Origin of the sequence: Kitasatospora sp. NPDC092286 (assembly GCF_044755565.1) — a bacterium.
Lineage (GTDB): Bacteria > Actinomycetota > Actinomycetes > Streptomycetales > Streptomycetaceae > Kitasatospora.
Window position 1 is genome coordinate 81,631 of sequence record NZ_JBIVRD010000003.1, and the last position, 24,619, is coordinate 106,249.

The following is a 24,619-nucleotide window of genomic DNA, read 5'->3' on the forward strand; positions in this document are numbered from 1 at the left end:
ACATTGGTCGAGAGCGCCGAACCTGGTGTAAGGGCGGCCGATTGGTCATAGTCTGTGCCCATGGCGGCTCTTGACGCGATCCCGGGTGAACCCGGACCGATGGACTTCTTCATCAGCTACTCGCCGGCCGACGAACGCTGGGCGGCCTGGATCGCCTGGACGCTGGAGGAGGCCGGCTACCGGGCCTTCCTCCAGGCGTGGGACTTCGTCCCCGGGACCAACTTCGTCGACTTCATGGACCGGGGCGTCACCGAGTCCGCCGCCGTCATCGCCCTGCTCTCGCGCAACTACGAACGCTCGCGCTACGGCCGGATGGAGTGGCAGGCCGCCCTGCGCGCCGACCCCGACGCGCCGGAGCGCAGGCTGCTGACCGTCCGGATCGAGGACATCCCGGTGGACGGTCTGCTCGCCACCCTCACCTACATCGACCTGGTGGGCGTCACCGAACCCGCGCGCGCCCGGCAGCTGCTGCTCACCAGGGTCACCCAGACGCTGGACGGCCGGGCCCGCCCGGAGCTGCGGCCGGGTTACCCGGGCGGCGGCGCCCCCGGCGGCCCGTCACCCGCCGCGCTGCCGCCGCTCAGACCGGTCGGCGGTACCGGCTGGGCCGGCCGGCGCAGGCCCTCCGTCCAGCCCGAGTACCCGATCGCGGCCGCCGGCGCGGGCGGGCGCGAGGCGGTCACCGTCCTCCATGTGGCCGGTCCCTCGTTCGGCCGCGGCCACGACCCGGTGGACCTCCAGGCCGCCATCTGGGGCGACCTGGTGGAGCTCGCCGACGCCGGCGCCCCGGCCCCCGAACTGGTCGTCGTCACCGGCGATCTGACCGCCTCCGGCAGCCCCCGCGAGTGCGAGCAGGCGCTCGCCTTCCTGACCGGCCTGCGCGCCCTGCTCGGCCTGGAACCCCACCGGGTGGCGATCGTGCCCGGCGGCCAGGACGTCAGCCAGGCGGCCTCGCGCGCCTACTTCAGCACCTGCGAGGCCGACGAACTGCGGCCCACCCCGCCCTACTGGCCCAAGTGGCGCCACTACGCCCGGCTGTTCCAGGAGTTCTACCAGGGCCTGGACGTCGTCTTCGACAGCGCCCAGCCGTGGACGCTCTTCCCCGTCCCCGAACTCGGCACGGTGATCGCGGGCCTGAACTCCTCGATGGCCTGCAGCCACCGGGCCGACGACCGGTACGGCTGGCTCGGCCCCGAGCAGGCGGCCTGGTTCGCGCAGGCGCTGCGCCCGTACGAGGCGGAGGGCTGGCTGCGGATCGGCGCGGTGCGCCACCCGGTCCTCACCCGGCCCGCGGCCGCCCGCCCGGGCCGCGGCGGACAGGACCTCGAACCGCTCAGGGACCTCGACCGCTTCACCCGGCTGACCGCGCCCCGGCTGCATCTGCTGCTGCACGGCCCGGCCGCCGGACGGACGGCGCTCCAGAGCCTGCCCACCTCCGTCGGCGAGGTGCGCGTGGCCGGCGCCGCCGCCCCCGGCACGCACCAGTTGCTCCGGCTCACCCGCGACGGCCTCACCCACTGGGCGGCCCCGGACGCCGGACCCCAGCGGCTGACCGCCGACTGGCACCGGGCCCACCGTGCCTTCCCGCAGCCGCCCGACCCGGCCGGGACCGCCGCCCCGCCGCAGCCGCCGGACGGCGCCGGACCACCCGCCGAGGCGGAACCCGAGCCCCGGCGGCTGGCCTCCGCGCTCGACGCCCTGCTGGCCCGGGTCGCCGAGGTCTGCCGGACCCGCCACGAGGGCGCCCAGCTGCGCACCGTCCCCGGCTCGCCGCCCCAACTGCTCGTCACCTGGACTGAGTCGGGGTTCGTCCGGCAGCAGCGGGTCGCCGTCTGCGCGCACACCCCCACGGTCGAGGACGTCGACCGCTTCGTCGACGAGGTGCACGCCGCCGGCACCGACCCGGACGCCGAACTCGTCCACGACGGCCCGCCGCCCGCGCGCGAGCTGCGCGACCGGGCCCGGCGCCGCGGCGTCCGGCTGCGCAGCTTCACCGAGTTCCAGGGCCTGCTCGACCTGCGCGGCTACGTGGCCGCCCAGACCGAGCGGCTGCGCGCCGACGGCCAGTACCCGCCCGGCCTCTATCTGCCGCAGCGCTACCGCGAGGCCGAGCGCCCCGGCGGCGAGGAACGCGACGGCCTGGTCGACGAGATGCTGCGGCTGCTCGACTCCGACCACGGCCGGTTCCTGCTCCTGCTGGGCGACTTCGGGCACGGCAAGACCTTCGCCCTGCACGAGCTGGCCCGCCGCATCCCGGCCGAACTCCCCCATCTGACACCACTGTTCATCAACCTCAGCACCCTGGACCGGGCACACTCCTTCGACGGTCTGGTGGCGGCCCACCTGACCGCCCACGGCATCGACACCATCGATCTGCGGGCCTTCCGCTACATGCTCAGGCAGGGCCGGATCGTCCTGCTGTTCGACGGCTTCGACGAGTTGCTGAACCGCGTCAGCTACGAACGGGCCGCCGACCACCTCCAGGTGCTCCTGGACGCCGCCGTGGACAGCGCCAAGATCGTGGTCAGCAGCCGCACCCAGCACTTCAGCTCCCAGGAGCAGGTGCTCACCGCGCTCGGCGAGCGGGTCGGCCTGCTCCCGCAGCGCCGGCTGCTCGCCGTCCAGGACTTCACCACCGGTCAGATCCGCAGCTATCTGGCCAACCGCTACGGCGACGGGACCGCCGCCGACCGCCGGCTTCGGCTGCTCCAGGCCATCCCCGACCTGCTCGCCCTCTGCCGCAACCCCCGGTTGCTGAGCTTCGTCGCCGACCTCGACCACGACCGGCTGCGGGCCGTCGCGGGAGCCGGCCGGGCGCTCAGCGCCGCCGGCCTCTACCAGGAGGTCTTCACCGCCTGGCTGCGGTTCGAGGAGCAGCGCGGCCACGGCGGCCCGGGCGCCGCGCCCGGACTCGACCTCGACCAGCTGTGGGAGGCGGTCACCGCGCTCGCGCTGCGCCTGTGGGAGAGCGGCCGCAACGCCATGCCGTACGACGAACTGCTCGACGTCTCAAGCGTGCTGACCGGCCTGGCGGAGAGCAGGCTGCCCGCCCCGCAGGCCGCGCACGCGGTCGGCTCGGGCTCCCTGCTGGTCCGGACCGACGACGGCGTGTTCCAGTTCATCCACGGCTCGGTGGTGGAGTGGCTGGTGGCCCGCGCGGCGGCGGCCGGCCTCGGGCGGGGCGAACCCGACCTGCTCACCCGGCGGCCGCTCAGCCGGCTGGCGGTGGAGTTCCTCTGCGACCTCGCCGACCACCGGGTCTGCCAGCAGTGGGCGCAGGACGTCCTGGACGGCACCGCCCCCGCCGACGAGACCGCGCGGCTCAACGCCGTGAAGGTGCTGGCCCGGCTCAGGGTGCCCGCCCACACCGACCTGCGCGGGGCCGGCCTGGCCGGCGAGGACCTCTCCCACCGGGACCTCTCCGGCGTCGACCTCGGCCGGGCCGACCTCACCGACGCCCGGCTGATCGGCGCCAACCTCGCCGGGGCCTCGCTGCGCGGCGCCCGGCTGTCCGGCGCCCGGCTGGACGCGGCCGACCTCACCGGCGCCGACCTGCGCGACGCCGACCTGCGCGGCGCCCGGCTGATCCGCACCGACCTGCGCGGCGCCCGCCTCCAGGGCAGCCACTGGCAGCGGGCCGCCCTGATCTCCGCCGTCACCGACCCGGCGGTGCTGGCCGCCCCCGAGCTGCGCGCGGCGGCGATCGCGCCCGGGCTGCCGGTCGAGGCCGGCTTCCGGCCGTCGGAGGTCGGCGTCCCCTACGGCTTCGACGTCCGCACCACCCGGCTGCCCGAGCCGGTCGCCTTCAGCGCCGACGGCCAGCTGCTCGCCGTGGGCAGCGACGACGGCAGCGTGCTGGTCTGCGACGCCGTCACGGGCGTCGCCCTGCGCACGCTCAAGGACCACATCGGCCGGGTCTACGCGGTGAAGTTCGCCGGGCCGGTGCTCGCCACCGGCAGCGCCGACGGCACCGTACGGCTCTGGGACCCGGTGTCCGGGGAGTGCCGGCACCGCCTCGACGTCCACCCCGGCGGGGTCTGGCCGGTCTCGCTCGGGCCGGCGGGCGCGCTGCTCGCCACCGGCGACGCCGAGGGCACCGTCACCCTCTGGTCCACGGAGACCGGCCGGCCGCTGCACCGGCTGCCCGGCCACGCCGCGCCGGTCTACACCGCGGTGTTCAGCCCGGACGGCTCCCTGCTGGTCACCGGCGACCGGGCCGGCGGCGTCCGGCTCTGGGACACCGGCCGCGGGCAGCGCGTCGCCGAGCTGGCCGGCCATCAGAGCACCGTGTTCCGCGCCCAATTCAGCCCGGACGGTACCCTGCTGGCCACCGGCGACGCGGGCGCCGACGGCGGCCCGGGCGGGACGGTCCGGATCTGGGACGTCGCCGGCCGGCGGCTGCGGCACGCCCTCAGCGGCCACGGCGGCCGGGTCTACACGCTGGCCTTCCACCCCGACGGCACCCTGCTCGCCAGCGGTGACACCACCGGGCGGATCAGTCTCTGGAACCCCCTCGACGGCACCCCGGCCGGCCGGCTGGAGGGCTGCACCGGCGCGGTGTACCAGGTCGCCTTCGCGCCCGACGGCACCCGGCTCGCGGCCGGCGACAGCGACGGCGTGGTCCGGGTCTGGCGGGTCGGCCCCGCGACCGCCGGCGGACACGAGGTGACGGCCCTGCGCCGCCAGCCCCCCGAGCACCGGGGCTCGGTGTGGGCCTGCCGGTTCCGGCCCGCCGGCGATCCGGCCGCCCCGGGCGGCGCCGAGGCCGACGCGCTGCTGGTGACCGGCGGCAACGACGGCGCGGTCCGCCTCTGGGACCCTTCCTCCGGCCGCGGCCGGCACCTGCTGCGCGGCCACGGCCGGCGGATCGGCTCGCTGTCGTTCAGCGGCGACGGCACCATGCTGGCGGCCGGCGGCAACGACGGCGTGGTCCGGATGTGGGAGCCCGCCACCGGCCGCCGGACCAGGGAGCTCTCCGGCCGGAGCAGCCGGCTGGTCTCCGCGCGGTTCAGCCCGGCCGGACCGGTCCTCGCCACCGCCAGCAACGACGGCGACCTGTACCTGTGGAACGCCCTGACCGGCGAGTACCTGCGGGAGATGGACGTCGAGACGGAACACGTCTGGGCGGAGGCGTTCAGCGCCGACGGCGTCTTCGTGGCCACCGCGAACGACGACGACACGGTCCGCATCTGGTACCGGAGCACCGGCGCGCACCTCACCACCCTGCGGGAGCACCGCGGCCGGGTGCGCTCGATCGCGTTCAGCTCGGACGGGCGCCGGCTGGCCACCGGCTGCGACGACAGCGGGGTCCGGATCTGGGACATCGCGGCCGGCCGGGTCGAGTCCCAGCTCACCGCGCACGGCGACCGGGTGTACACGGTGGCGTACGCCCCCGACGACTCCTGGCTGGCCAGCGTCTCCTGGGACGGCCGGGCCGTGGTCTGGGCCGACGGCGCCGCCCGGCACGTGCTGCACGGCCACGCCGGCCGGCTCTGGACCGCCGCCGCCCACCCCCGGCGGCCGCTGCTCGCCACCGCCGGGGACGACCGCGTCGTCCGGCTCTGGGATCCGCTCACCGGGCAGGGCCTCGGCGAGCTGCGCGGCCATACCGGCCGGATCCTGGCGGTGACGTTCAGCCCGGACGGCTCGCTGCTGGCCAGCGGCGGCGAGGACGGCACCGTACGCCTGTGGAACGTGCCGGACGCCGGCCCGCCCACCGCGCGGGCCATCCTGCTCGGGGCCCCGGCCGGCTGGGCGGCCCTTCTGCCGTCCGGCGCCTACAAGTACGAGGGCGACGTCGTCGGCGAGTTCTGGCACGCCGTCGGGATGTGCCGCTTCGAGCCGGGTGAACTCGACACCCACCTCCCGGGCGTCCGCCGGCTGCCGCCGGAGGCGGAGCTGTGACACCGGGCACCGGGCTCCGCGGCTGAGGCCTGTCTGGCAAGCCCTGGTACAGCCAGGACTTCGCGTGCCCGGCGGGGAGCGCCGGGCACGCGCTGCCGTCCGGGGGCCGAGGTGCGGCCTCCCCCGGTCCGTCCGGCCGTCCGCCGGGGTGATCCAACTGCCGGTGTTGTGCCGAGAGTTCTGCCGCTGCTGAGCGGCCCCGCCACCTATCGTTGACGACCAGTGGGGCGTCGGCGGGCCGTGCCGTCCTGATGGCCCGAGGCCGTCGGACCCTGCGTGCGCGGGTGCTCCGGGCGGACTCGTGCGCCCTGTCGCGCTTGGCGAGAAAGGGGTTTCGGTGATGACGGATCCGCTGGACGGCGCACCAGTGCACCAGGGTGGAGAGCTTCCTCCGGACGAGGCCGACGTCCCGTCCGCGTTCCCCTTCGGCGGTTCGTGCTCCCGGCGGAACTGCGGGACGCTGCGGCGGTCGAGCCGGCTGACCGCCGACCTTGCGGCGGCGCTCGGCGACCGGGCGGACGAGGCCGTCCTCGCGGCGCTGCTGATCCTCGCCCGGAAGTACAGCGACGGCACCGCGTTCCGGATCGGCGTCCGGCGGGCCTCCTGGCCGGCTCAGGAGCCCACCGCGTCGCTGGTCGGCTCGATGCCGTCCGCCCTGACGGCGGCCCGGCACCGCCGGACGGTGGTGGCCGGGCTCGCCGGGCTCACCGCCGCCCCGCGCCCGGCGGACGCCGTACCGCCGAAGCTGCTCTGCGTCCTGGACGGGCCCGCCGACGGCAGGTACGGAGCCGACCTGGTGGTCTCCGGCGAGATCACGGCCGACGGGATCACGCTGCACGCCGACTGCCACGACCACGTCCACGACGCGGCCTTCGCCGACCGGCTGCTCGGTCATCTGGCCCACCTGCTGCGGCAGACCGCCGACCGGCCGGACACGCCCATCGGCGACCTGCGGCTGCTGACCGGGGCCGAACGCGAGCAGCTCGCCGGGTTCAACGACACGCGCCGCCACTATCCGCGGGACGCCCCGGTCTTCCCGCTCTTCGCCGCCCAGGCGGCCGCCCACCCCGACCGGATCGCGGTCAGCCACGCGGACGAATCCCTGACGTATCGTCAACTGGAGGAGCGAGCAGCGGATCTGGCCGCCCGGCTGCACCGCCGGGGCGTCGGCCGGCACAGCCGGGTCGCGTTCCTGCTGGAGAGGTCCCCCCGGCTGGTGGTGGCGGCGCTGGCCATCCTCCGGCTCGGCGCCGCGTACGTGCCCCTCGACCCGGACGTTCCGGCCGCCCGCCGGGACTTCCTGCTCGCGGACAGCGGCGCCGCCCTGCTGCTGACCGAGGACGCGGCGGTGACGGCGGACATCGCCGTCCTCGACCTCTCACAGCCCCATGACGCACCGCGCGAAACCCCGCCGCCCGCCGTCGCCGCCTCGCCGTCGGACGCCGCCTACGTGATGTACACCTCGGGCACCACGGGCCGGCCGAAGGGCGTGCTCGTCAACCAGCGCGCGGTCGTCCGGCTGGTCCTCGGCACCGACTACGTGGACCTCTCGCCCGAGACCAGGATCCTGCAGACCGGCGCGATCGCCTTCGACGCCACCACGTTCGAGTTCTGGGGCGCGCTGCTCAACGGCGGCACCCTCGTACTGGTGCCGGACGGCACCGTCCTGAGCGCGGCCGGCCTCGGCGCCGCGATCTCACGGTACCGGGTCAACACCATGTTCCTGACCTCCTCACTGTTCAACCAGATCGTCGAGCAGGACCCTTCGGTACTCGCCGGCTGCCAGGTGCTGGTCGGCGGCGAGGCGGTGTCCGCGCGGCACGTCGCCGAGGCGATGGACGCCTGTCCGGACAGCGTCTTCGTCAACGCCTACGGCCCGACGGAGAACACCACCTTCTCCGTCGCCCATCGCATCACCCGCCGCTACGCCGGACGGGTTCCGATCGGCCGCCCGATCGCCAACTCCACGGCCTGGGTGCTGGACCGCGATGGCCATCCGCAACCGATCGGCGTACCGGGCGAGTTGTGCGTGGGCGGCGACGGGCTGACCGACGGATACCTCAACCGACCCGATCTGAACGCCGGTTCGTTCTTCCTGAGCGGCTCCGGGCCGACGGCCGAACGACTCTACCGCACCGGCGACCGCGCCCGCTGGACCGCCGAGGGGCTGCTGGACTGCCTCGGCCGCGCGGACACCCAGGTCAAGATCCGGGGCTTCCGGGTCGAGCTGGCGGAGGTGGAGAGCCGGCTGGCCCGACTGCCCTCGGTACGGGAGTCCGTCGTGCTGCTGTGCCGGCGCCCGGGCGGGCTGTCCGTCCTCTGCGCCTACGTCACCGCCGACGCGGCACTGAACGGCGCGGACCTCCGCACGGCGCTGCTGGAGCTGCTTCCGGACTACATGGTCCCGTCCTCGTTCCGGCAGCTCGACACGATGCCGCGCACCCGGAACGGGAAGGTCGACCGGGCCGCGCTGGCGGCACTCGAACCGGTCGGCCCCACGGCGTCCGACCGGCCGCGACGGGCGCCGCGAACGCCGCTGGAGACGACCGTGGCCGCGGTCTTCGCGGAGGTGCTGGGCCTGCCCTCGGTCTCGGTCGACGACGACTTCTTCGACCTGGGCGGGCACTCGCTGCGCGTGATGCGGCTGTGGAACCGGATCCGGGCGGTCACCGGCACGGCCGTCGAACTGAAGCAGATCCTCGACGCCCCGACGGTGGCCGGCGTGGTGGCCGCCCTGGAACGGGGGCCGGCCTCCGCCGTCACCCGCCCGAAGCTGGTCCGCCGGTCGTGACGGCTCACGGGACGGCTCACGGGACAACTCATGGGACGACCCGGGTGGCACCGGTCCCGACCGCGGTCGTGGTGCGTCCGGTTGCCAAGGATGGTGAGGAGTGAACGTGTTCCCGTTGTCGTTCGCCCAACAGGGTCTCTGGTTCCTGGACCGGCTGGAGGGCCCGGGCTCGACGTACAACGTGCCGGTGATCGTACGGCTGGCCGGCCCACTGGACGCTCCGGCCCTGGAGGCGGCGCTGAACGATGTCGTCGGGCGGCACGAGAGCCTGCGGACGGTGTTCGGCGAGCGCGACGGAGAGCCCTACCAGCGGGTGCTGCCCGCGGCGGCCACCGGCCCGCTCCTGACCGTGCTGGACCGCACCCGGAACCACCTCGACGAGGCCCTCGACGAGGTGATCCGGCGGCCGTTCGACCTCGGCGCCGATCTGCCGCTGCGGGCCTGGCTGATCCGCCTGGCCGCCGACGAGCACGTGCTGGTGCTGGTCGCGCACCACGTGGTCTGCGACGGCTGGTCGCTGACCCCGCTGCTGCGCGACCTGAGCGCCGCCTACACCACCCGGCGCAGCGGTCTCGAACCGGCCTGGGAGCCGCTGCCGGTCCAGTACTCCGACTACACCCTGTGGCAGCGCGAGCTGCTGGGCGGCGAGGACGACCCCGGGAGCCTGGTCAGCGAGCAACTGCGGTACTGGCGCGAGGCCCTGGCGGGACTGCCCGAGGAGCTGGCCCTCCCCTACGACCGGGCGCGTCCGGTGGCGGACGGCCAAACCTGCACCGACCGGACCGGCGACGGCCGGGGCGGCACCGTCGATCTCCTCGTCGAACCGCGGCTGCACGCCCGACTGCTCACGGTGGCGCGGCAGCACGGGTGCACGCTGTTCATGCTGCTCCAGGCCGCAGTCGCGACGGTGCTGACCCGGTGCGGGGCCGGTCCGGACATCCCGCTCGGCACCCCGGTGACCGGCCGCGCCGACGAGGCGCTGGACGACCTGGTCGGACTCTTCGTCAACACCCTGGTACTGCGCACCGACACCTCCGGCAACCCCACCTTCGGGGAGCTGCTGCGCCGCGTCCGCCGTACGAACCTGGAGACCTACGCCCACCAGGACGTGCCGTTCGACCGGGTCGTCGAGGCGGTCAATCCCCGGCGGTCGCCGTCCCGGCACCCGCTGTTCCAGGTGATGATCGCGCTGGCCGAGGGACGTCCGGGCGACGGACTGAACCTGCCCGGCCTGCGGGCCTCCCTCCTGCGCCGGACGACGGACACCGCCAAGTTCGACCTCTCCGTCGACTTCGAGGACCGGCGCGACGGCCACGGCGAGCCGGTGGGGCTGCGCACCGCCCTCGAGTACGCCACCGGGCTCTTCGACGAGGCCACCGTCCGGAGCATCGGCGACCGGCTGGTCCGGCTGCTCGGGGCGGTCGCCGGGGATCCGGCGCTGCGCATCCGTGAGCTGCCGGTGCTGTCGGCGGCCGAGCGGCACCAGCAGCTGGTGCGGTGGAACGGTCCCGACCGGGCGGAGGCCGCGGTGGATCTCGGCCGGCAGGTCCGCCGGTGGGCGGCGGAGCGGCCGGACGCCGTCGCCGTCTCCGACGACGGCGTCCGCTACACCTACCGGGATCTCGCCGAGGCCGCCGACCGGGTCGGCCGCGCGCTGTCCGCGGCGGGCGGCGGACCGGACGTGCTCACCGCGGTCCTCTCCGACCGCAGCGCCTGGTTCGTCGCCACCGCGCTCGGTGTGCTCCGGTCCGGGGGCGGATACCTGGCCCTGGACGGCACGCTGCCGGCGGACCGGGCCCGCCGGATGCTGGCCGACAGCTCCACCCGCTTCCTGGTGGCCGCGCCGGAACTGCGCGAGCGGGCGGCGTCGATCACCACCGGCGGGCCCGCCGGCCTGACCCTGCTCCCGCTCGACCCGGCCCCGGGCCAGGCAGGCCACGGGGCGCCCGACCAGGCGCGGGCCTGGGATCCGCCGGAGCCCGGCGCCCGCCCCGACCGGCTCGCGTACGCCGTCTTCACCTCCGGCTCGACCGGCCGGCCCAAGGGCGTCCTGATTCCGCACCGCGGCCTGTCGAACCACCTGCTCGCGGTGGCCGAGCTGTACGGCCTGGACGAGCGCGACACGATGGCCTTCAACGCGCCCCTGACCTTCGACGTCTCGGTGTGGCAGGCCCTGACCATGTCGCTCGTCGGCGGCCGGGTGCACGTCCTCGGCGAGGACACCACCCGCGATCCGCTGGCGCTCGCCCGGTGCGTCGCCGAACAGGGCATCACCGTCCTGCAGATCGTGCCGCAGGTGCTCCGCGCGGTCCTGGACATGTGGGACCTCGACGACGCCTCGGTGCACCTGCTCAAGGGGCTCCGGTGGATGCTGGTGCACGGCGAGGAGCTCCCGCCCGACCTCGTCGACCGGTGGTTCGCGAGGCACCCCCGAATACCGCTCGCCAACGTGTACGGCCCGGCCGAGTGCTCGGACGACGTGTCGGTCTCGGTCATCACCGCGGGCGACGGGTTCCGGCGCGGCCGGGCCGCGATCGGCCGGCTGCTGCGCAACACGCGGGCGTACGTGCTGGACGAGTTCCTGCAGCTGCTGCCGGCCGGCGCGGTGGGCGAGCTGTACGTCGGGGGCGCCGGCCTGGCCCGCGGATACGCGGGCCGGCCGGACCTGACCGCCCAGCGGTTCGTGGCGAATCCGTTCGGCGCCGCCGGTGAACGGATGTACCGCACGGGCGATCTGGTGCGCTGGAACGCCGGCGGCGAGCTGGAGTTCCTCGGCCGGGTCGACCACCAGGTGAAGATCCGCGGCTTCCGGATCGAGCCGGGCGAGGTCCAGGCGGTCGTCGAGCAGGATCCGCAGGTGCGTCAGGCCTTCGTGGTCGCCCGGGAGGACCGTCCGGGCGACAAACGGCTGGTGGCCTATGTGGTGCCGGCGGGGGCCCCGGCGCTGGACGAGGCCGGGGTGCGGCGGCGGGTGGCCCGGGTGCTGCCGGAGTACATGGTCCCGTCGTTCTTCGTGGCGCTGGACGAGCTGCCGGTGACGGCCAACGGCAAGCTGGACCGCCGGGCGCTGCCGGCCCCCGACCTGTCGTCGGCCGTCGCGGGCCTGCCCCCGCGCACCCCGCGTGAGCAGGTCCTGTGCGGGCTGTTCGCCGAGGTGCTGGGCCTGCCCCGGGTCGGTGTCGAGGACGGCTTCTTCGACCTGGGCGGACACTCGATGCTCGCGATGCGGCTGCTGAGCCGGATCCGCGCGGAGCTGGGCCTGGAGGTCGGCGTCCGCGCGCTGATCGCGGCGCCCACCGTCGCCGGGCTCCTGGACGCCGCCCGGCAGCAGGGCGCGCCCGACGACTACGACGTACTGCTGCCCTTGCGCACCGGCACCAGCACCGGCACCGGCCCGCGCCCGCTGTTCTGCGTGCACCCCGCGACCGGGCTCGCCTGGAGCTATGCCGCGCTGGCGGAGCGACTGCCCGCGGAGGTCGCCGTGTACGGCCTCCAGGCCCCCGGGCTGGCGGCGGGTACGGAGCTCCCGAAGGACCTGGACGAGATGCTCGACCGGATGCTCGCGGAGATCCGCCGGGTCCAGCCCGCCGGACCGTACCGCCTGCTCGGCTGGTCGCTCGGGGGCACCATCGCCCACGCGCTGGCCGGCCGGCTGCAGGCCGACGGGGCCGGGACCGAGCTGCTCTGCCTCGTCGACGCGTACCCGAACGAGGTGTGGCCGTACCCGTCGTTCGCGACGCCCGAGCAGTGGGACGAGTTCAGCCTGCTGGCCACCCTGGCGCCCGGGGCGGTCGGCCGGGAGGAGGTGGAGCGCGACATCCGCGCGGCGCTGACGGAGCTGCGCCGCGCCGCGCGGGAGCGGCTCGGCCTCGACCCCGCCACCATGGCCAGGCTGGTCGCCGTGGGCGTCAACAGCAGCCGCCTGGTCGCGCGGCACCGGCCCCGCCGCGTCCGCGGCCGGACCGTCTTCTTCACCGCGGCGCTGGAACGCGGCGCGGCCCGCCCGTCTCCGCTGACCTGGTCGCCCTACCTCGACGGGTTCGAGAACCACGACCTCCCGTGCCGGCACGAAGAGGCGATGGACGCCGAACACCGAGGACGCATCGCCGAGATCATCACCGCCGAGCTGCTCCGCCGCTGACGGCCGAGCCCCACCGACAGACCGGAAGGCGAAGACCTCCATGACTGACCTGCTGGGCCCGGTGCACCGGGAATCCGCCGAATCCTCCCTCCGCCGGCGGTTCGAGGGCCGGCTCGTCGGACCGGACGACCCGGCGTACGACGAGGTCCGTGCGGTGTGGAACGGCATGCACGAGCGCCGGCCGAGCCTCGTCGCCCGCTGCTCGAACGCCGCGGACGTCGGTGCCGCACTGCGGTACGCCGCCGCGACCGGCCGCGCGGTGACCGTGCGCGGCGGCGGTCACAACGTCGCCGGCACCGCGGTCGCCGACGGCGCCGTCATGATCGACCTGTCGCTCATGCGCGGGGTCGACGTCGACCCGGGGGCCCGGATCGCCCGGGCGCAGGGCGGCTGCCTGCTGCGCGACCTCGACGCCGCCACGCTGGCCCACGGCCTGGCCTGTCCGGCGGGCGTGGTCTCGCACACCGGGCTGGGCGGTCTGGCCCTGGGCGGAGGGTACGGCTGGCTGGGCCGCAAGTGGGGCCTGACCTGCGATCATCTGCTGGCCGCCGAGGTGGTGCTCGCCGACGGCACGGTCGTCGAGGCCACCGAGGAGGAGCATCCCGAACTGCTCTGGGGCCTGCGCGGCGGCGGCGGGAACCTCGGCATCGTCACCCGCTTCACCCTTCGCCTGCGGCCGGTCGGCCCGGTGTCCTACCGGACGGGTGTCTTCCCGCTGAGCGAGGCGGCGGCGGCGCTCGCCGACTACCGGGCATTCGCCGAGGCCCAGGGCCCCGATCTGCATGCCGTCGGGGCGCTCAAGCACGCCGGCCGGCAGGACTGGATCCCGGCCGAACTGCGGGGCGCGCCCGCGCTGTTCCTCACCGCCGCCTGGTTCGGCGCCGAGGAGCTCGGTCCGGCGCGCACCGCGCCGCTGTTCGCGCGGGCCGCGCCCGGCGCCACCGCGTCCCGGGTGATGTCGTACGCGCAGCTGCAGGCGCTGGGCGACCACGGTGAACCGCACGGCAACCGCTACTTCACCAAGTCCTGCTACCTCACCGGCCTGTCCGCCGGTCCGGTCGGCCAACTGATCGGATCCGCGAGGGAGATGCCCTCACCCCGGTCCTCCGTCGACTTCGAGTACCTGCGCGGGGCGATCTGCGACGTGCCGGACGCGGACTCCGCCTTCCCGCGCCGGGACGCGCCCTACATCTGCACGGTGTCGGCCCAGTGGACCGATCCGGCCGAGGACGCGGCGAACGCGGCGTGGAGCCGGCGCGGCGTCGAACGGCTCGCCGACTGGCAGTTCGGCGGCGCCTACGTCAACTACCTGCAGGACGAGAAGCCCGGCAAGGTCGCCGAGGTCTACGGCGCGGCCCGCTACGAGCGGCTGGCGGCCGTCAAGCGCCGTTACGACCCGGACAACGTCCTGGCCGGCAACCAGAACATCCCTCCCGCGGCACACCCGCACGCCTAGAGAGAGGACCACCATGTCGCAGCTCGTCTCCGCCCAGCCGACCGTCACCGCTCCGGCCACCTTCGCACGCAACGAGCCGGGCGCCTTCCTGGCCGCCCTGCGCTCCCCCTGGTACGCGCTCATCGCCGACCTGCAGGACACGGTACTGACGACGACGGTCGCGTACGCGAAGTCACGCGGCCTCAAGGCGCTCTACCTGCCGCTGACCACGCGGACCATCACCTGCCCGTCGGGGCTGGGCAGCGACACCAGTCCGGTCCCCGTGACGGTCAACGGGGTCGACACGTATCTACCCGACTCCCTGCAGTTCCTCTTGGAGTACGGAAGCCAGATCGCCACCGAGGGCGGGTACACCATCATGCCCTCGTTCCGGAACGAGATACCGGACAAGACCCATCTCGGCCAGTTCACGCACAGCGAGGCGGAGTTCCCGGGCGGGCTCGACGATCTGATCGACTACGTCGAGGGCTACGTCAAGGCCCTGGCCGGCGCCGTCCTGGACCAGCACGGCGGCCGGCTCGCCGGGGCGCGCGGCGACATCTCGCACCTGGAACGCATGGTGACGGCCGGTCACTTCGCGCGGCTCACCTTCGACGAGGCCGCCCGGCTGCTGGCCGACGAGCCCGGCTGCGTCGAAGACGAGGGCGAAGGGCGCAGCCTCACCCGCAAGGGCGAGCACCAACTGATGTCCAGGGTCGGCGAGTTCCTGTGGGTGACGCACTTCGACCACCTGACCGTCCCGTTCTACCAGGCCTTCGGGGACAGTGAGGGCAGGACGGCCCGCAACGCCGACCTGCTCTTCGGCATGGGAGAGGTCGTCGGCTCGGGCGAACGGCACACCGGGGGCGAGGAGGTGCGCAAGGCGCTGGCCATGCACAACGTTCCGGAACACGACTACGCCTGGTACGTGGACATGAAGGAGCAGATGCCGCTGCGGACGTCCGGCTTCGGCATGGGCGTCGAGCGGTTCCTCATGTGGGTCCTGAACCACGACGACATCCGCGACATCCCGCTGGTCTCCCGGGTCAACGAGCCCGGCGCGTGGCCCGACGCCGTCATCCGGCCGTAGCCGGCGCCCCTCTCCCCGACCACCGCCCGCTCCGCCCCGTTCCGCCCCGCGCCGCGCCTCCGCGCGGCCACCCCACCGGCGGTGCGGCACGACAACGAAATCAGGTGTGCCATGGCCCCAGAGCCCCTCTCCCTCCTGTGCCTGCCGCATGCCGGTGCGGGCGCCGGCTTCTTCTGGAAGTGGCGGCAGCAGGCGCCGCCCGGTCTGCGGCTGGTGCCGCTGCAACTGCCCGGTCGCGAGGAGCGGACCGACGAGGAGCCGCACCGCGAAGTGGCCGACGCGGTGCGCGCCCTGCTGCCCGAGGCGACCGCCGCCGTCGCGGGCAGCCCTCGGATCGCCCTGTTCGGGCACAGCCTGGGCGCCGTCCTCGCCTACGAGCTGGGGCGGGCACTGGAGGAGCGGACCGAACTGCCGGTCGCCCACGTCTTCGTGAGCGGATCTCCCGCGCCGGACCGGGGGCGCGCCCGGCAGGCGGCCGCGCTGGACGACGACGAGTTCCTCGCGCGGGTGGAGGAGCTGGCCGGCTACCGCCATCCGGCCTTCGAGTCCGCCGAGTTCCGGGAGCTGCTGCTGCCGACGCTGCGCGCGGACGTGGCGATGCACGAGGCGTACCGGCCGCCGTCCGACGCTCCGATCCAGGCTCCGATCACCTGCCTGCGCGGCGACGGCGACGCGCTGGTCCCGGAGCGGGACGCGCTGCGGTGGGACGCGGCCACCCACGGTCCCTTCAGCTACGCCGAGTTGCCGGGCGGACACATGTACCTCGCCGACTCCGCCGCCCCGGTCGTCGGCCTGATCGCGGAAACCCTCGGCTGCGACCGGCGGCAGCCCGCCGCAGCCGGGCCCGGGACGGGGGCCGGTGACACATGCGGCTAGCGGGCAAGACCGTCGTGATCACCGGTGCCGGGCGCGGACTGGGCCGGATGTGCGCGGTGCGCTTCGCCGGGCAGGGGGCGGACCTCGTGCTGGTGGACACCGGCGGGGACATCCCGGGCGTGCCCTACCCCCTGGCCACCGAGGACCAGTTGGAGCGCACCGCCCAGCTCTGCCGGCAGGCGGGCGCCGGCACCCTGAGCGTGCTCGCCGACGTGCGCGACACCGCCGCCGTCACGGCGGCCGTCGATGCCGCCCTGCGCCGCTTCGGCCGGATCGACGTCCTGGTCAACAACGCCGGCATCGCCGCGCCCTCCGGCAAGCCCGTCCACGCCATCGCGGACGACGAGTGGCAGCTGATGCTGGACGTCGACCTCTCCGGCGCGTGGCGGATGATCCGGGCGGTCGCCCCCGGCATGGTGCGGCAGCGCGGCGGCAGCATCGTCAACATCGCGTCCACCGCCGGTCTGGTGGGGTACCGGCACTTCGCGGCCTATGTCGCCGCGAAGCACGCGCTGGTCGGCCTCACCAAGGCCGCCGCGCTGGACCTGGCCCCGATGCGGGTCCGGGTCAACGCCGTCTGCCCCGGATCGGTGCGGGACGCGACGCACGTCGAGGGCCGGATGCTGTCCGAGATCGCCCGCTGCCTCGACGTCGGTCCCGACGAGTACGAGCAGGCCTTCGTCACGGCGCAGCCCATGAACGCGCTCGTGGAGCCGGAGGACGTGGCGGACGCCGCCCTCTGGCTGGCCGGTGACGAGTCCCGGCAGGTGACGGGCACCACCGTCGCCGTGGACGGCGGATTCTCCGCGCGATGAGCGAGACCTGGACACGGCCGATTCGGATGGAGACATGACTGATCAGCCTGGACCCCGGAGCGGGGTCGACACCGTCCTCGGCGACGACGCCGGACACGGCATCGTGCTGCGGCTCACCGACGCCGGGCGGATCGGCGCGGCGCAGGCCGCCGTCGACCGGGCCAACACGCCGGCCGCGGCGCGGGACGCGGGCAGCTTCTGGGTCCAGTGGGCCGGGGCCGGATCCGCGTCCCCGCTCGCCGCCCGGCTGCGGCAGCGGGAGGCGGACCGTCCGCTGAGCCCCGACGACCCCGGGCTCCGGGTGGTGCTGATCCGCTACCCCGACGGCGCCGCCGACCTCGTCGTGGTGGCCCGCCGCGGTGTGCTCGACCACGCGGGCCTGCGGGTCCTCGCGTACGCGCTGACGACGGCGGGCTGCGACGCGGTGGCGCTCGCGGGCAGGTTGCGGCGGTCGTCCGCGCCCGGCGCGACCGGCTGGTCGCCCGCGCCCGCACCGCCGTGGGGTCTGGCCGACGACCCGACCGGAGGGCCGGAGCAGGCCCTGCCGACGGGTGTGTTCGCCCCGGAGGTGGTGGTGGCCGCGACCGCCGTGGCGCTCTCCCGGTACGAGCGCGGCTCCACGGTGCGCCTCGCGGTGGTGTCCACCGAGCCGGCCGGGCTGAAGCCCGGCGCCAGGGTGATCCGGCTGACCCTCGGTGACGACCTGCCGCTGACCGGGCTGCTCGACCAGGTCCGGGCGGCGCTGGACGGCCCGGGCGAGCCGGCGGTGGGCGAGTTCCCGCCGGTCTGCCTCGTCCTGACCGGTCCGGACCCGGACGAGCGGTACGTCCCCCTCCCGCCGGACGCCGCGCCCCTCGTCCAGATCTGGCAGAGCCGTGCGGATCTGCTGTCCCTGTCGGGGCAGACCCACGACGCCCGGATCCACCCGGCCGTCGCGGACGCCTTCGCCCGGCACACGGCACGGCTGGCCGCGCAGGTGACCGCGGCATCGGCCGCCCGGCCGGCCGGCGGTCCGCCCGGGCGGACCGTCGGTGATCTCGCCCTGCTGGACGCTGCCGACACGGCCCTCGCCCTGGATCTCGGCCGCGGCCCGCGCCGCACCCCGCCCCCCGGTGCCGCCGTCCACCAGGTGGTCGAACGGCTCGCCCGGGAACAACCCGACGCGGTCGCGGTCGGCGACGGCACCCGGAGCCTCACCTACCGGGAGCTCGACGAACTGGCGACCGCGTGGGCGCGCGTCCTCGTGGACCGCGGCGCGGGCCCCGGGCGGTTCGTCGGCGTGTGCCTGAAGCGCACCGTCGATCTGGTGACGGCGCTGCTCGCCGTCCTCAAGTCCGGTGCGGCCTATGTGCCGTTGGATCCGCAGTCCCCCGACGAACGCCTCCGCCACATCGCCGGGGACGCGGAACTCGCGCTGGTCGTCACCACTCTGTCGGGCTTTCCGGCCGGCGACGGCACCCCGGTGCTCGGGCCCGGGGCGCTCACCGCGGCGGCCCCGGCCTCCTCGGGCACCGAGCTGCCCGAGGTCGGGTCCGGCGACCAGGCCTACGCCGTCTACACCTCGGGGACGACCGGACGGCCGAAGGGGGTGGTGGTCGCCCACGGCAGCGTCCTGGCGCTGCTGGACGCGACCGCCGAGGACCTCTCCCTCGGCCCCGACGACGTGTGGACCTTCTTCCACTCCGCCGCCTTCGACTTCTCCGTGTGGGAGATCTGGGGCTGCCTGCTCACCGGGGGGCGCCTGGTCGTCGTGCCGTACCTGGTGTCCCGGTCCCCGGAGGAGTTCCACGCCCTGCTGCTGCGCGAGGGCGTCACGGTGCTGAGCCAGACGCCGTCGGCGTTCGCCGGGCTGCTCGACGCGGACGCGCGGGCCGCCGGTCCCGCCCCCCGGCTGATCGTGTTCGGCGGGGAGGCGTTCGACCCCCGCCTGGTGCGCGGCTGGTTCGGCCGGCACCCCGACAGCCGGTGCCGCCTGGTCAACATGTACGGGATCACCGAGACGACGGTGCACGTCACCGCCCGGACCGTACGGTCCTGGGACCTGCACACCCGGACCCAGCGCGTCGGCCGGCCGATCGCCGGCTGGTCGGTGTCGGTCCGGGACGACCGGGGGCGGCCGCTGCCTCCGGGCGCCGTCGGCGAGATCTTCGTCGGTGGCGCGGGGCTCGCGCTGCGCTACCTCAACCGGCCGGAGCTGACCGGGGAACGGTTCCCCCTGGACCGTTTCAGCGGCGAGCGGGTCTACCGCAGTGGCGACCTGGGGCGGCTCCGGCTCGACGGCTCGCTGGACTGTGTGGGCCGGCTCGACGAGCAGGTCAAGATCCGCGGCTTCCGGATCGAGCTGGGCGAGGTCCGCTCGGTCCTGCTCGACGACGCCGGGGTGGTGGACGCCGCGGTGCTCGTCGAGGGGCAGGACGACGGGCCGGCGCACCTGCGCCTGGTGGGTTACCTGGTGCTCGCGGCGGGTGCGACGACGGCCGAGGTACGCCGGCGGATCACCACGATCCTCCCGGACTACATGGTGCCGGCCGAGCTGCTCGCTCTTCCGTCACTGCCGCTGACCCTGAACGGCAAGCTGGACCGGTCCGCCCTGCCGCGCGCCCGCGGCCCGCTGCCGGGGTGGTCCGGCGGGGGCCCCCCCCCCCCCCCCCCCCCCCCCGCCCCCCGCCCCGGGGGGGGGGGGGCCCCGGGGGGCCCCCCCCCGCCCCCCCCCGGCCCCGCGGACCCGGCTGCGGCGATGCTGGCCGTCTGGCGCACGGTGATCGGCTCCGACCTCGGCCCGGACGACCACTTCTTCGAGGTCGGCGGCAACTCGCTGCTCGCCGTGCGGCTGCTCACGGCGGTGCGGGACGCGGGCTTCGGCTCGGTGAGCCTGCGGGAGTTGTACGCGCACCCCAGTCCGGCGGCCCTCGCCGCCGGTCTGAGCGCCCCGGCCACCCCGTCGGCCGCGTCCGGCCCCGCCGCCCGCGGGTGAGAACCGGTTCCGGCCCCGCCGCGCGTGCGGCGGGGCCGGACGGTTCCTCGGCAGGTCCCGTCAGCGGTGCCCGGACCGGGGGCCGGGCTCCCAGAGCGTGGCGAGGTAGTCGATACCGGCCTTCACGCTCTCGTTCCGGGTCTCGAAGGCGATGATGCCCTTCCAGTCCCGCGCCCGGATGGTGTCCGTGATCGCCCGCATCGACAGGGTGCCCTCGTCGAGGGCGAGATGCGCGTCCTGGTCCCCGCTGTTGTTGCTCAGCGACAGGGCCGCTATCGACGACGCGAACTGCTCGAACGCCGGCACCGCGAGCGACTGGTTGACGTTCGCATGGCCGACATCCAGGATGAATCTGATCCCGGGAATCGCGGCGAGGGCCGCGGCGAAATCGGACTCCCTGGTGAAGACGTACGAGAACGGACGGTATTTCGGGTAGTAGGAGAGGTTCTCCAGCCAGACCGTGACGCCGCGTTCGCCCGCTTCCCGGACGACCACGGAAAGCAGGGAGAGGAACCGCTCCAGTGCGGCATCGCGCTGTGCCTTCGTCGGCCGGGGCTCGACGAAGGCGCCCCCGTGCACGATCAGCGCGGTGGCCTCCAGGCGCGCCGCCAGGTCGATCTCGCGTCGCAGGTACTGCAGGCTCGCCGCCTGGATCTCCGGGATCTCCGAGGCCAGCGGTGCCCGGAAGTTTCCGTGCAGGAGGGGCGCGAGCCCGTGCTCCGCGGCGGCCGCCACCAGGTTCCGGGCACGGCTCTCGGACCAGTTGTGCGGCATGTCCGACAGCAGACTCGCATCGATGTACCAGTGGCTGCACCCCTCCTCGTGTGCCGCCGTCAGTCCGTCCTCGGCGGCCAGGTAGCGCTGGACGGCGACGCCGGCGACAAAGGGCAGGGACCGCGTTTCATGCGAGCTTTTCACATTGCACCCACCTCGGGAGAATCTGGCTTTTCTTGCGGGGCCACCCATTTCACATGCCCGGCCACCAACAAATGCGGCAGGAATGGGGAAAAACCGTGCCAGCAGTCTAAGCACGCCGATCGCCGGGAAGGCGGCACAACCAGCGGCAGATGAGGGGAAGTTCACCGCACCGCACCGCACCGCCCCGCCCCGCCCCGCACCGCCCCGCCCCGCCACCGCCGGGCCACCGGGCCTGCCCCAACGGGCCGCCCGCCACCGACCGGTAGCCACCCGGACGATCAACTCCCAAGCCACCAAAGGAAAATACGTCGCTCACTCCCGCCACGACGGGCTACGGTGTAGCCTCCGACCACCAGGTGATCTCCGGTCTTCGCACACGGACGACACACGGCGGGGGCCGCCGAACCACTCAAACGGGGGAGGGGTATTGGTTCCGCACGACGACGGGTTCATCGAGCACGGCCACAGCCCGGCCGGCCCGACGGCAGACCGCGGCCTACGCCTGCGCCTGCGCAGAGCGACGGCGGTCCGAAGAACGAGAGCGGCCCGGGCCTGCGCCCCGCGCGCGTGAGCGACCGCCGCGAACCCCCACCGGGCCGGCCCCAACACCCCCTCCCGGCCCCGGGATCCCGCTCGGCGCAGACCTCCCGCTCCCCCGTACCGACACGGCGCGGCGCCTCCCCGACCGGGAGCCCGCGCTCCGCCCGGGGCACACCGGCCCCAGCGGCCTCCCCACCTCCTGCACCCGGCGTTGGCACGTCAGGCGCCACCCGGCCGTCATCCACGACCATGACGGCCGGCCGACCAGAGAAGGACCCCCTGATGGAGCGATCGCGATCCGGCGTCGGTGGTGAGGACTTCGGACAACAGCTCCGGAAGTACCGTCAACGCTCCCGGCTCACCCAGACCGCGCTGTCCAACCTCTCCGCCGTCAGCGTGCGCGCCCTGCGCAATCTGGAGCAGAGTCAGGTGGCACTGCCACGCCCGGACACCGTGCGTCTGCTGGCGGACGCTCTGCGGCTGACCGCCCAGGAGCGCGTCTCGTTCGAGCTGGCGGCCGGCTGCGAAGCGGGCGGAGCGCTGTTCGAGGCGCTCGTCATGCCGGCCATCGCCAACGCGCGGCCGCTCCACGGGCGGGAGTGGGAGGTGAACACGATCGTCCGGCGGGTGCTGAGCGAGCACGAGCGCATCACCGCCGTGACCGGCTTCGGCGGCGTCGGCAAGACGCACCTGGCCGTGGCCGCGGCCCAGGCCCTCCACGCGCAGGCGGCCATGCCCACCGTCTGGGTGCCGCTGCGGCAGACGCCCGGCGGCCTCTCCGCGGGGGCGGCGACCCACCGCCGGGCCGGCAGTCCGCACCGGGCCCGGTCCCTCCGGGTGGAAGGGATGCTGACACGCGACGGCGAGAACCTCGACCAGCTCGTCCGGCTGGTCGAGGACCGGTCCGTCCTGCTGGTCCTCGACGGGAACGACGTGGGCCAGGTCCCGCGCGACACCCTGCGGACGCTGATGTGCGAATGTCCGAGACTGCAGATCCTGGAGACCGCGCGGACCCCGCAGGGATCGCCCGAGGAGTACCAGCTCGCACTGCGCCCGCTCACCCTCGCGGCGGCCACCGCACGCCCGGAGGAGATCACCACCGCGCCGGCCATGGCGCTGCTGCTCGAACTGATCACCGATCTCCAGCCCGGCTTCGACCCCGACACCACCATTCTGCGGATGCTCACCGAGATCTGCCACCGGCTGGACGGCCTGCCGAGAGCCCTGGAGGCGGCCGCCTCCTGGTTCACGATCGTCTCGGCGGACGAACTCCTCGGCATGGCCCGCAACGAGCCGCTGCTGCTCGCCACGCATCCCGGGGACCGCGCCGACGCGGTGGCGATGGTGCGGGACGCCGTGCTGGCGCAGCCGCTGCCCTACCGCAACCTCCTCACCCGCCTCTCGAACCGGCCCTGCCCGTGGACGGTCGAGACGGTGGTCGCGTACCTCGGCATGCCACGGGCACAGGCCGCACGCGCGGTCTACGCTCTGCTGCAGTGCGGGCTCATCACCAGAGTGACGTCACCCGTCGAACAGCGGGTGGGCTTCACCGTGCTCAACGCCGTCCGGGCCTATCTGCGGAGCATGCGCGAAACCGCCGGCCAGGCCACGGCGGGGCAGCGCAGATGGCCCCGGTCCAAGGACTGCTCGACGGCGAAAGCCCTGCCGCGGCTCCCGGACCGGCAGTTGAGCGGCAGTTCACCCGCGCCCGTCGAGGACCGACCCAGACAGCTGGCACTGTAGACCGCGAGCCCGGACAGGTGCCACCCGAACAAGGCAGGACGAATCAGTGACCCAGCCGGCAACACCGCAGGCCGTCATGGCAAGGCCGAAGGACTCGCTCTGGCGGAACAAGAACTTCATGCTGCTGTGGTTCGGGCAGGGAGCGGGAACACTCGGTCCACGGATCGCGATCATCGCCCTGCCTCTCCTGGCGCTCGACGTCCTGCATGCCAGCACCTTCCAGGTCTCCCTGCTGACGTCGCTGAGCTGGCTTCCCTTCGCGCTGTTCTCGTTGCCGGCCGGCGTGATCGCGGAGCGGCTGGACCAGCGGAAGATCATGATCTTCTGCGATGTCGCCCGCATGCTGCTGATCCTCTCGGTCCCCCTGGTCGCCCTGGCCGACCGGCTGAGCCTGTTCTACCTGTACGCCGTCACCAGCGTGTCCGGCGTGCTGACCGTCCTGTTCACGGTCGCCTACCGCACCCAGCTGCCGAAACTGGTGAAGAGCACCCAACTGGTCGACGGCAACGGCAAGCTCGGCATGTGCGAGTCCCTCGCGGAGCTGATCGGGCCCGGCCTGGGCGGCACGCTGGTCGGGCTGGTCGGCGCCTCGCGCACGCTGTTCGCCAACGTCCTGACGTACGCCCTCAGCGCCCTGACCCTGGGCATGATCCGCGTCCCGAAGTCCGCGTCCGACGCACCGGGCGGTTCGAACCGCGTGTCCTTCAAGTCGGCCATGGGCGAGGGGCTCACGTTCGTCCGCCGGGAGCCCGTCCTCCGCAGGCTGCTGATCTGCACCAGTGTGACCAACTTCTTCGTGACGGCGACGTACTCGATCGCGGTCACCTTCATGCTGCGCGGCCTGGACGCGTCCCCGGCCGCCGTCGGTCTGGTGTTCACCCTGGGTTCCGTCGGCGGCCTGCTCACCGGCGCCTTCGCCCGGCAGATCTCCGACCGGGTGGGCTCCGCGCGCATCATCTGGGTCGCCATGCTGGTACCCGGCCCGCTGTACCTGCTGATGCCGCTGGCGATGGCGGGCTGGGGCATCGTGCTGTACGCCGTCGGCCTGGCCGCCCTGTCGGCCAACTCCACCCTGTTCAACACCGCGTCGATCTCCTACCGGCAACTGGTCTGCCCGCCCGACCTGCTGAGCCGGGTGAGCGCGGTCTACCTCTGGATCGCCTACGGTGTCATCCCGCTCGGCTCCCTGTTCGGCGGGGCGCTCGGCGCCTCGATCGGGCTCCGGCCGACCCTGCTGGTCTGTGTTCTGGGGATGTGGAGCGCCTCGCTGTTCGTGGTGTTCTCGCCCCTTCGCACCATGCGTGACGTGCCGGTTCCCGTCACCGCGCTCAGCTAGCCACCGATCCTTCGGCCACGCTCCCGCCGCCGTTCCCCGTGGCATGACGCAGGCCG

Annotated in this window: 11 protein-coding genes; 10 read left to right on the top strand and 1 reads right to left on the bottom strand. The window is 74.3% G+C overall.

What is annotated here, in order from left to right; all coding sequences use genetic code 11:
* Nucleotides 1-60: 60 nt before the first annotated feature.
* The 8 genes from ACIQIB_RS04950 to ACIQIB_RS04985 all read left to right on the top strand — a co-directional run bounded on the left by ACIQIB_RS04950 (nucleotide 61) and on the right by ACIQIB_RS04985 (nucleotide 20,026).
* A complete protein-coding gene (locus ACIQIB_RS04950; RefSeq protein WP_400756709.1) occupies nucleotides 61-5,904 on the top strand; it encodes a TIR domain-containing protein in 5,844 nt (1,947 codons plus the stop codon).
* Nucleotides 5,905-6,244: 340 nt separating this feature from the next.
* On the top strand, nucleotides 6,245-8,695 hold the full coding sequence (locus ACIQIB_RS04955) for an amino acid adenylation domain-containing protein (protein ID WP_400756712.1): 2,451 nt from the start codon (nucleotides 6,245-6,247) through the stop codon (nucleotides 8,693-8,695).
* A 100-nt stretch (nucleotides 8,696-8,795) separates the two neighbouring features.
* On the top strand, nucleotides 8,796-12,836 hold the full coding sequence (locus ACIQIB_RS04960; protein ID WP_400756715.1) for an amino acid adenylation domain-containing protein: 4,041 nt from the start codon (nucleotides 8,796-8,798) through the stop codon (nucleotides 12,834-12,836).
* A 40-nt stretch (nucleotides 12,837-12,876) separates the two neighbouring features.
* Nucleotides 12,877-14,292 (top strand): FAD-binding oxidoreductase, encoded by a 1,416-nt coding sequence (locus tag ACIQIB_RS04965; protein WP_400756717.1) that lies wholly within the window; start codon nucleotides 12,877-12,879, stop codon nucleotides 14,290-14,292.
* Between the two features lie 13 nt (nucleotides 14,293-14,305).
* A complete protein-coding gene (locus ACIQIB_RS04970) occupies nucleotides 14,306-15,361 on the top strand; it encodes an amino acid--tRNA ligase-related protein (protein ID WP_400756720.1) in 1,056 nt (351 codons plus the stop codon).
* 111 nt (nucleotides 15,362-15,472) lie between these two features.
* A complete protein-coding gene (locus tag ACIQIB_RS04975) occupies nucleotides 15,473-16,237 on the top strand; it encodes a thioesterase II family protein (RefSeq protein WP_400756722.1) in 765 nt (254 codons plus the stop codon).
* Complete coding sequence (locus ACIQIB_RS04980; protein ID WP_400756725.1) at nucleotides 16,228-17,052, top strand: SDR family oxidoreductase; 825 nt, start codon at nucleotides 16,228-16,230, stop codon at nucleotides 17,050-17,052. The genes ACIQIB_RS04975 and ACIQIB_RS04980 overlap by 10 nt, the downstream gene beginning before the upstream one ends.
* Before the next feature lie 34 nt (nucleotides 17,053-17,086).
* Nucleotides 17,087-20,026 carry an amino acid adenylation domain-containing protein gene (locus ACIQIB_RS04985; RefSeq protein ID WP_400756727.1) on the top strand — a complete coding sequence of 980 codons (2,940 nt, stop codon included), beginning with the start codon at nucleotides 17,087-17,089 and terminating at the stop codon, nucleotides 20,024-20,026.
* 60 nt (nucleotides 20,027-20,086) lie between these two features.
* On the opposite strand, the gene ACIQIB_RS04990 is transcribed toward ACIQIB_RS04985, so the two are convergent.
* Entirely contained in the window at nucleotides 20,087-20,944 is an 858-nt protein-coding gene (locus tag ACIQIB_RS04990; protein ID WP_400756730.1) for a sugar phosphate isomerase/epimerase family protein, read from the bottom strand.
* Between the two features lie 822 nt (nucleotides 20,945-21,766).
* Here ACIQIB_RS04990 and ACIQIB_RS04995 point away from each other — a divergent pair.
* The gene (locus ACIQIB_RS04995) at nucleotides 21,767-23,227 is read left to right on the top strand and encodes a helix-turn-helix domain-containing protein (RefSeq protein WP_400756732.1); all 1,461 of its coding nucleotides are present in this window, start codon (nucleotides 21,767-21,769) and stop codon (nucleotides 23,225-23,227) included.
* A 76-nt stretch (nucleotides 23,228-23,303) separates the two neighbouring features.
* A complete protein-coding gene (locus ACIQIB_RS05000) occupies nucleotides 23,304-24,563 on the top strand; it encodes an MFS transporter (RefSeq protein ID WP_363608165.1) in 1,260 nt (419 codons plus the stop codon).
* Nucleotides 24,564-24,619 lie beyond the last annotated feature (56 nt).

Coding starts and splice junctions, on each gene's coding strand:
- ACIQIB_RS04950 (WP_400756709.1), top strand. CDS start 61: ATGGCGGCTCTTGACGCGATCCCGGGTGAACCCGGACCGATGGACTTC.
- ACIQIB_RS04955 (WP_400756712.1), top strand. CDS start 6,245: ATGACGGATCCGCTGGACGGCGCACCAGTGCACCAGGGTGGAGAGCTT.
- ACIQIB_RS04965 (WP_400756717.1), top strand. CDS start 12,877: ATGACTGACCTGCTGGGCCCGGTGCACCGGGAATCCGCCGAATCCTCC.
- ACIQIB_RS04970 (WP_400756720.1), top strand. CDS start 14,306: ATGTCGCAGCTCGTCTCCGCCCAGCCGACCGTCACCGCTCCGGCCACC.
- ACIQIB_RS04975 (WP_400756722.1), top strand. CDS start 15,473: ATGGCCCCAGAGCCCCTCTCCCTCCTGTGCCTGCCGCATGCCGGTGCG.
- ACIQIB_RS04980 (WP_400756725.1), top strand. CDS start 16,228: ATGCGGCTAGCGGGCAAGACCGTCGTGATCACCGGTGCCGGGCGCGGA.
- ACIQIB_RS04985 (WP_400756727.1), top strand. CDS start 17,087: ATGACTGATCAGCCTGGACCCCGGAGCGGGGTCGACACCGTCCTCGGC.
- ACIQIB_RS04995 (WP_400756732.1), top strand. CDS start 21,767: ATGGAGCGATCGCGATCCGGCGTCGGTGGTGAGGACTTCGGACAACAG.
- ACIQIB_RS05000 (WP_363608165.1), top strand. CDS start 23,304: ATGGCAAGGCCGAAGGACTCGCTCTGGCGGAACAAGAACTTCATGCTG.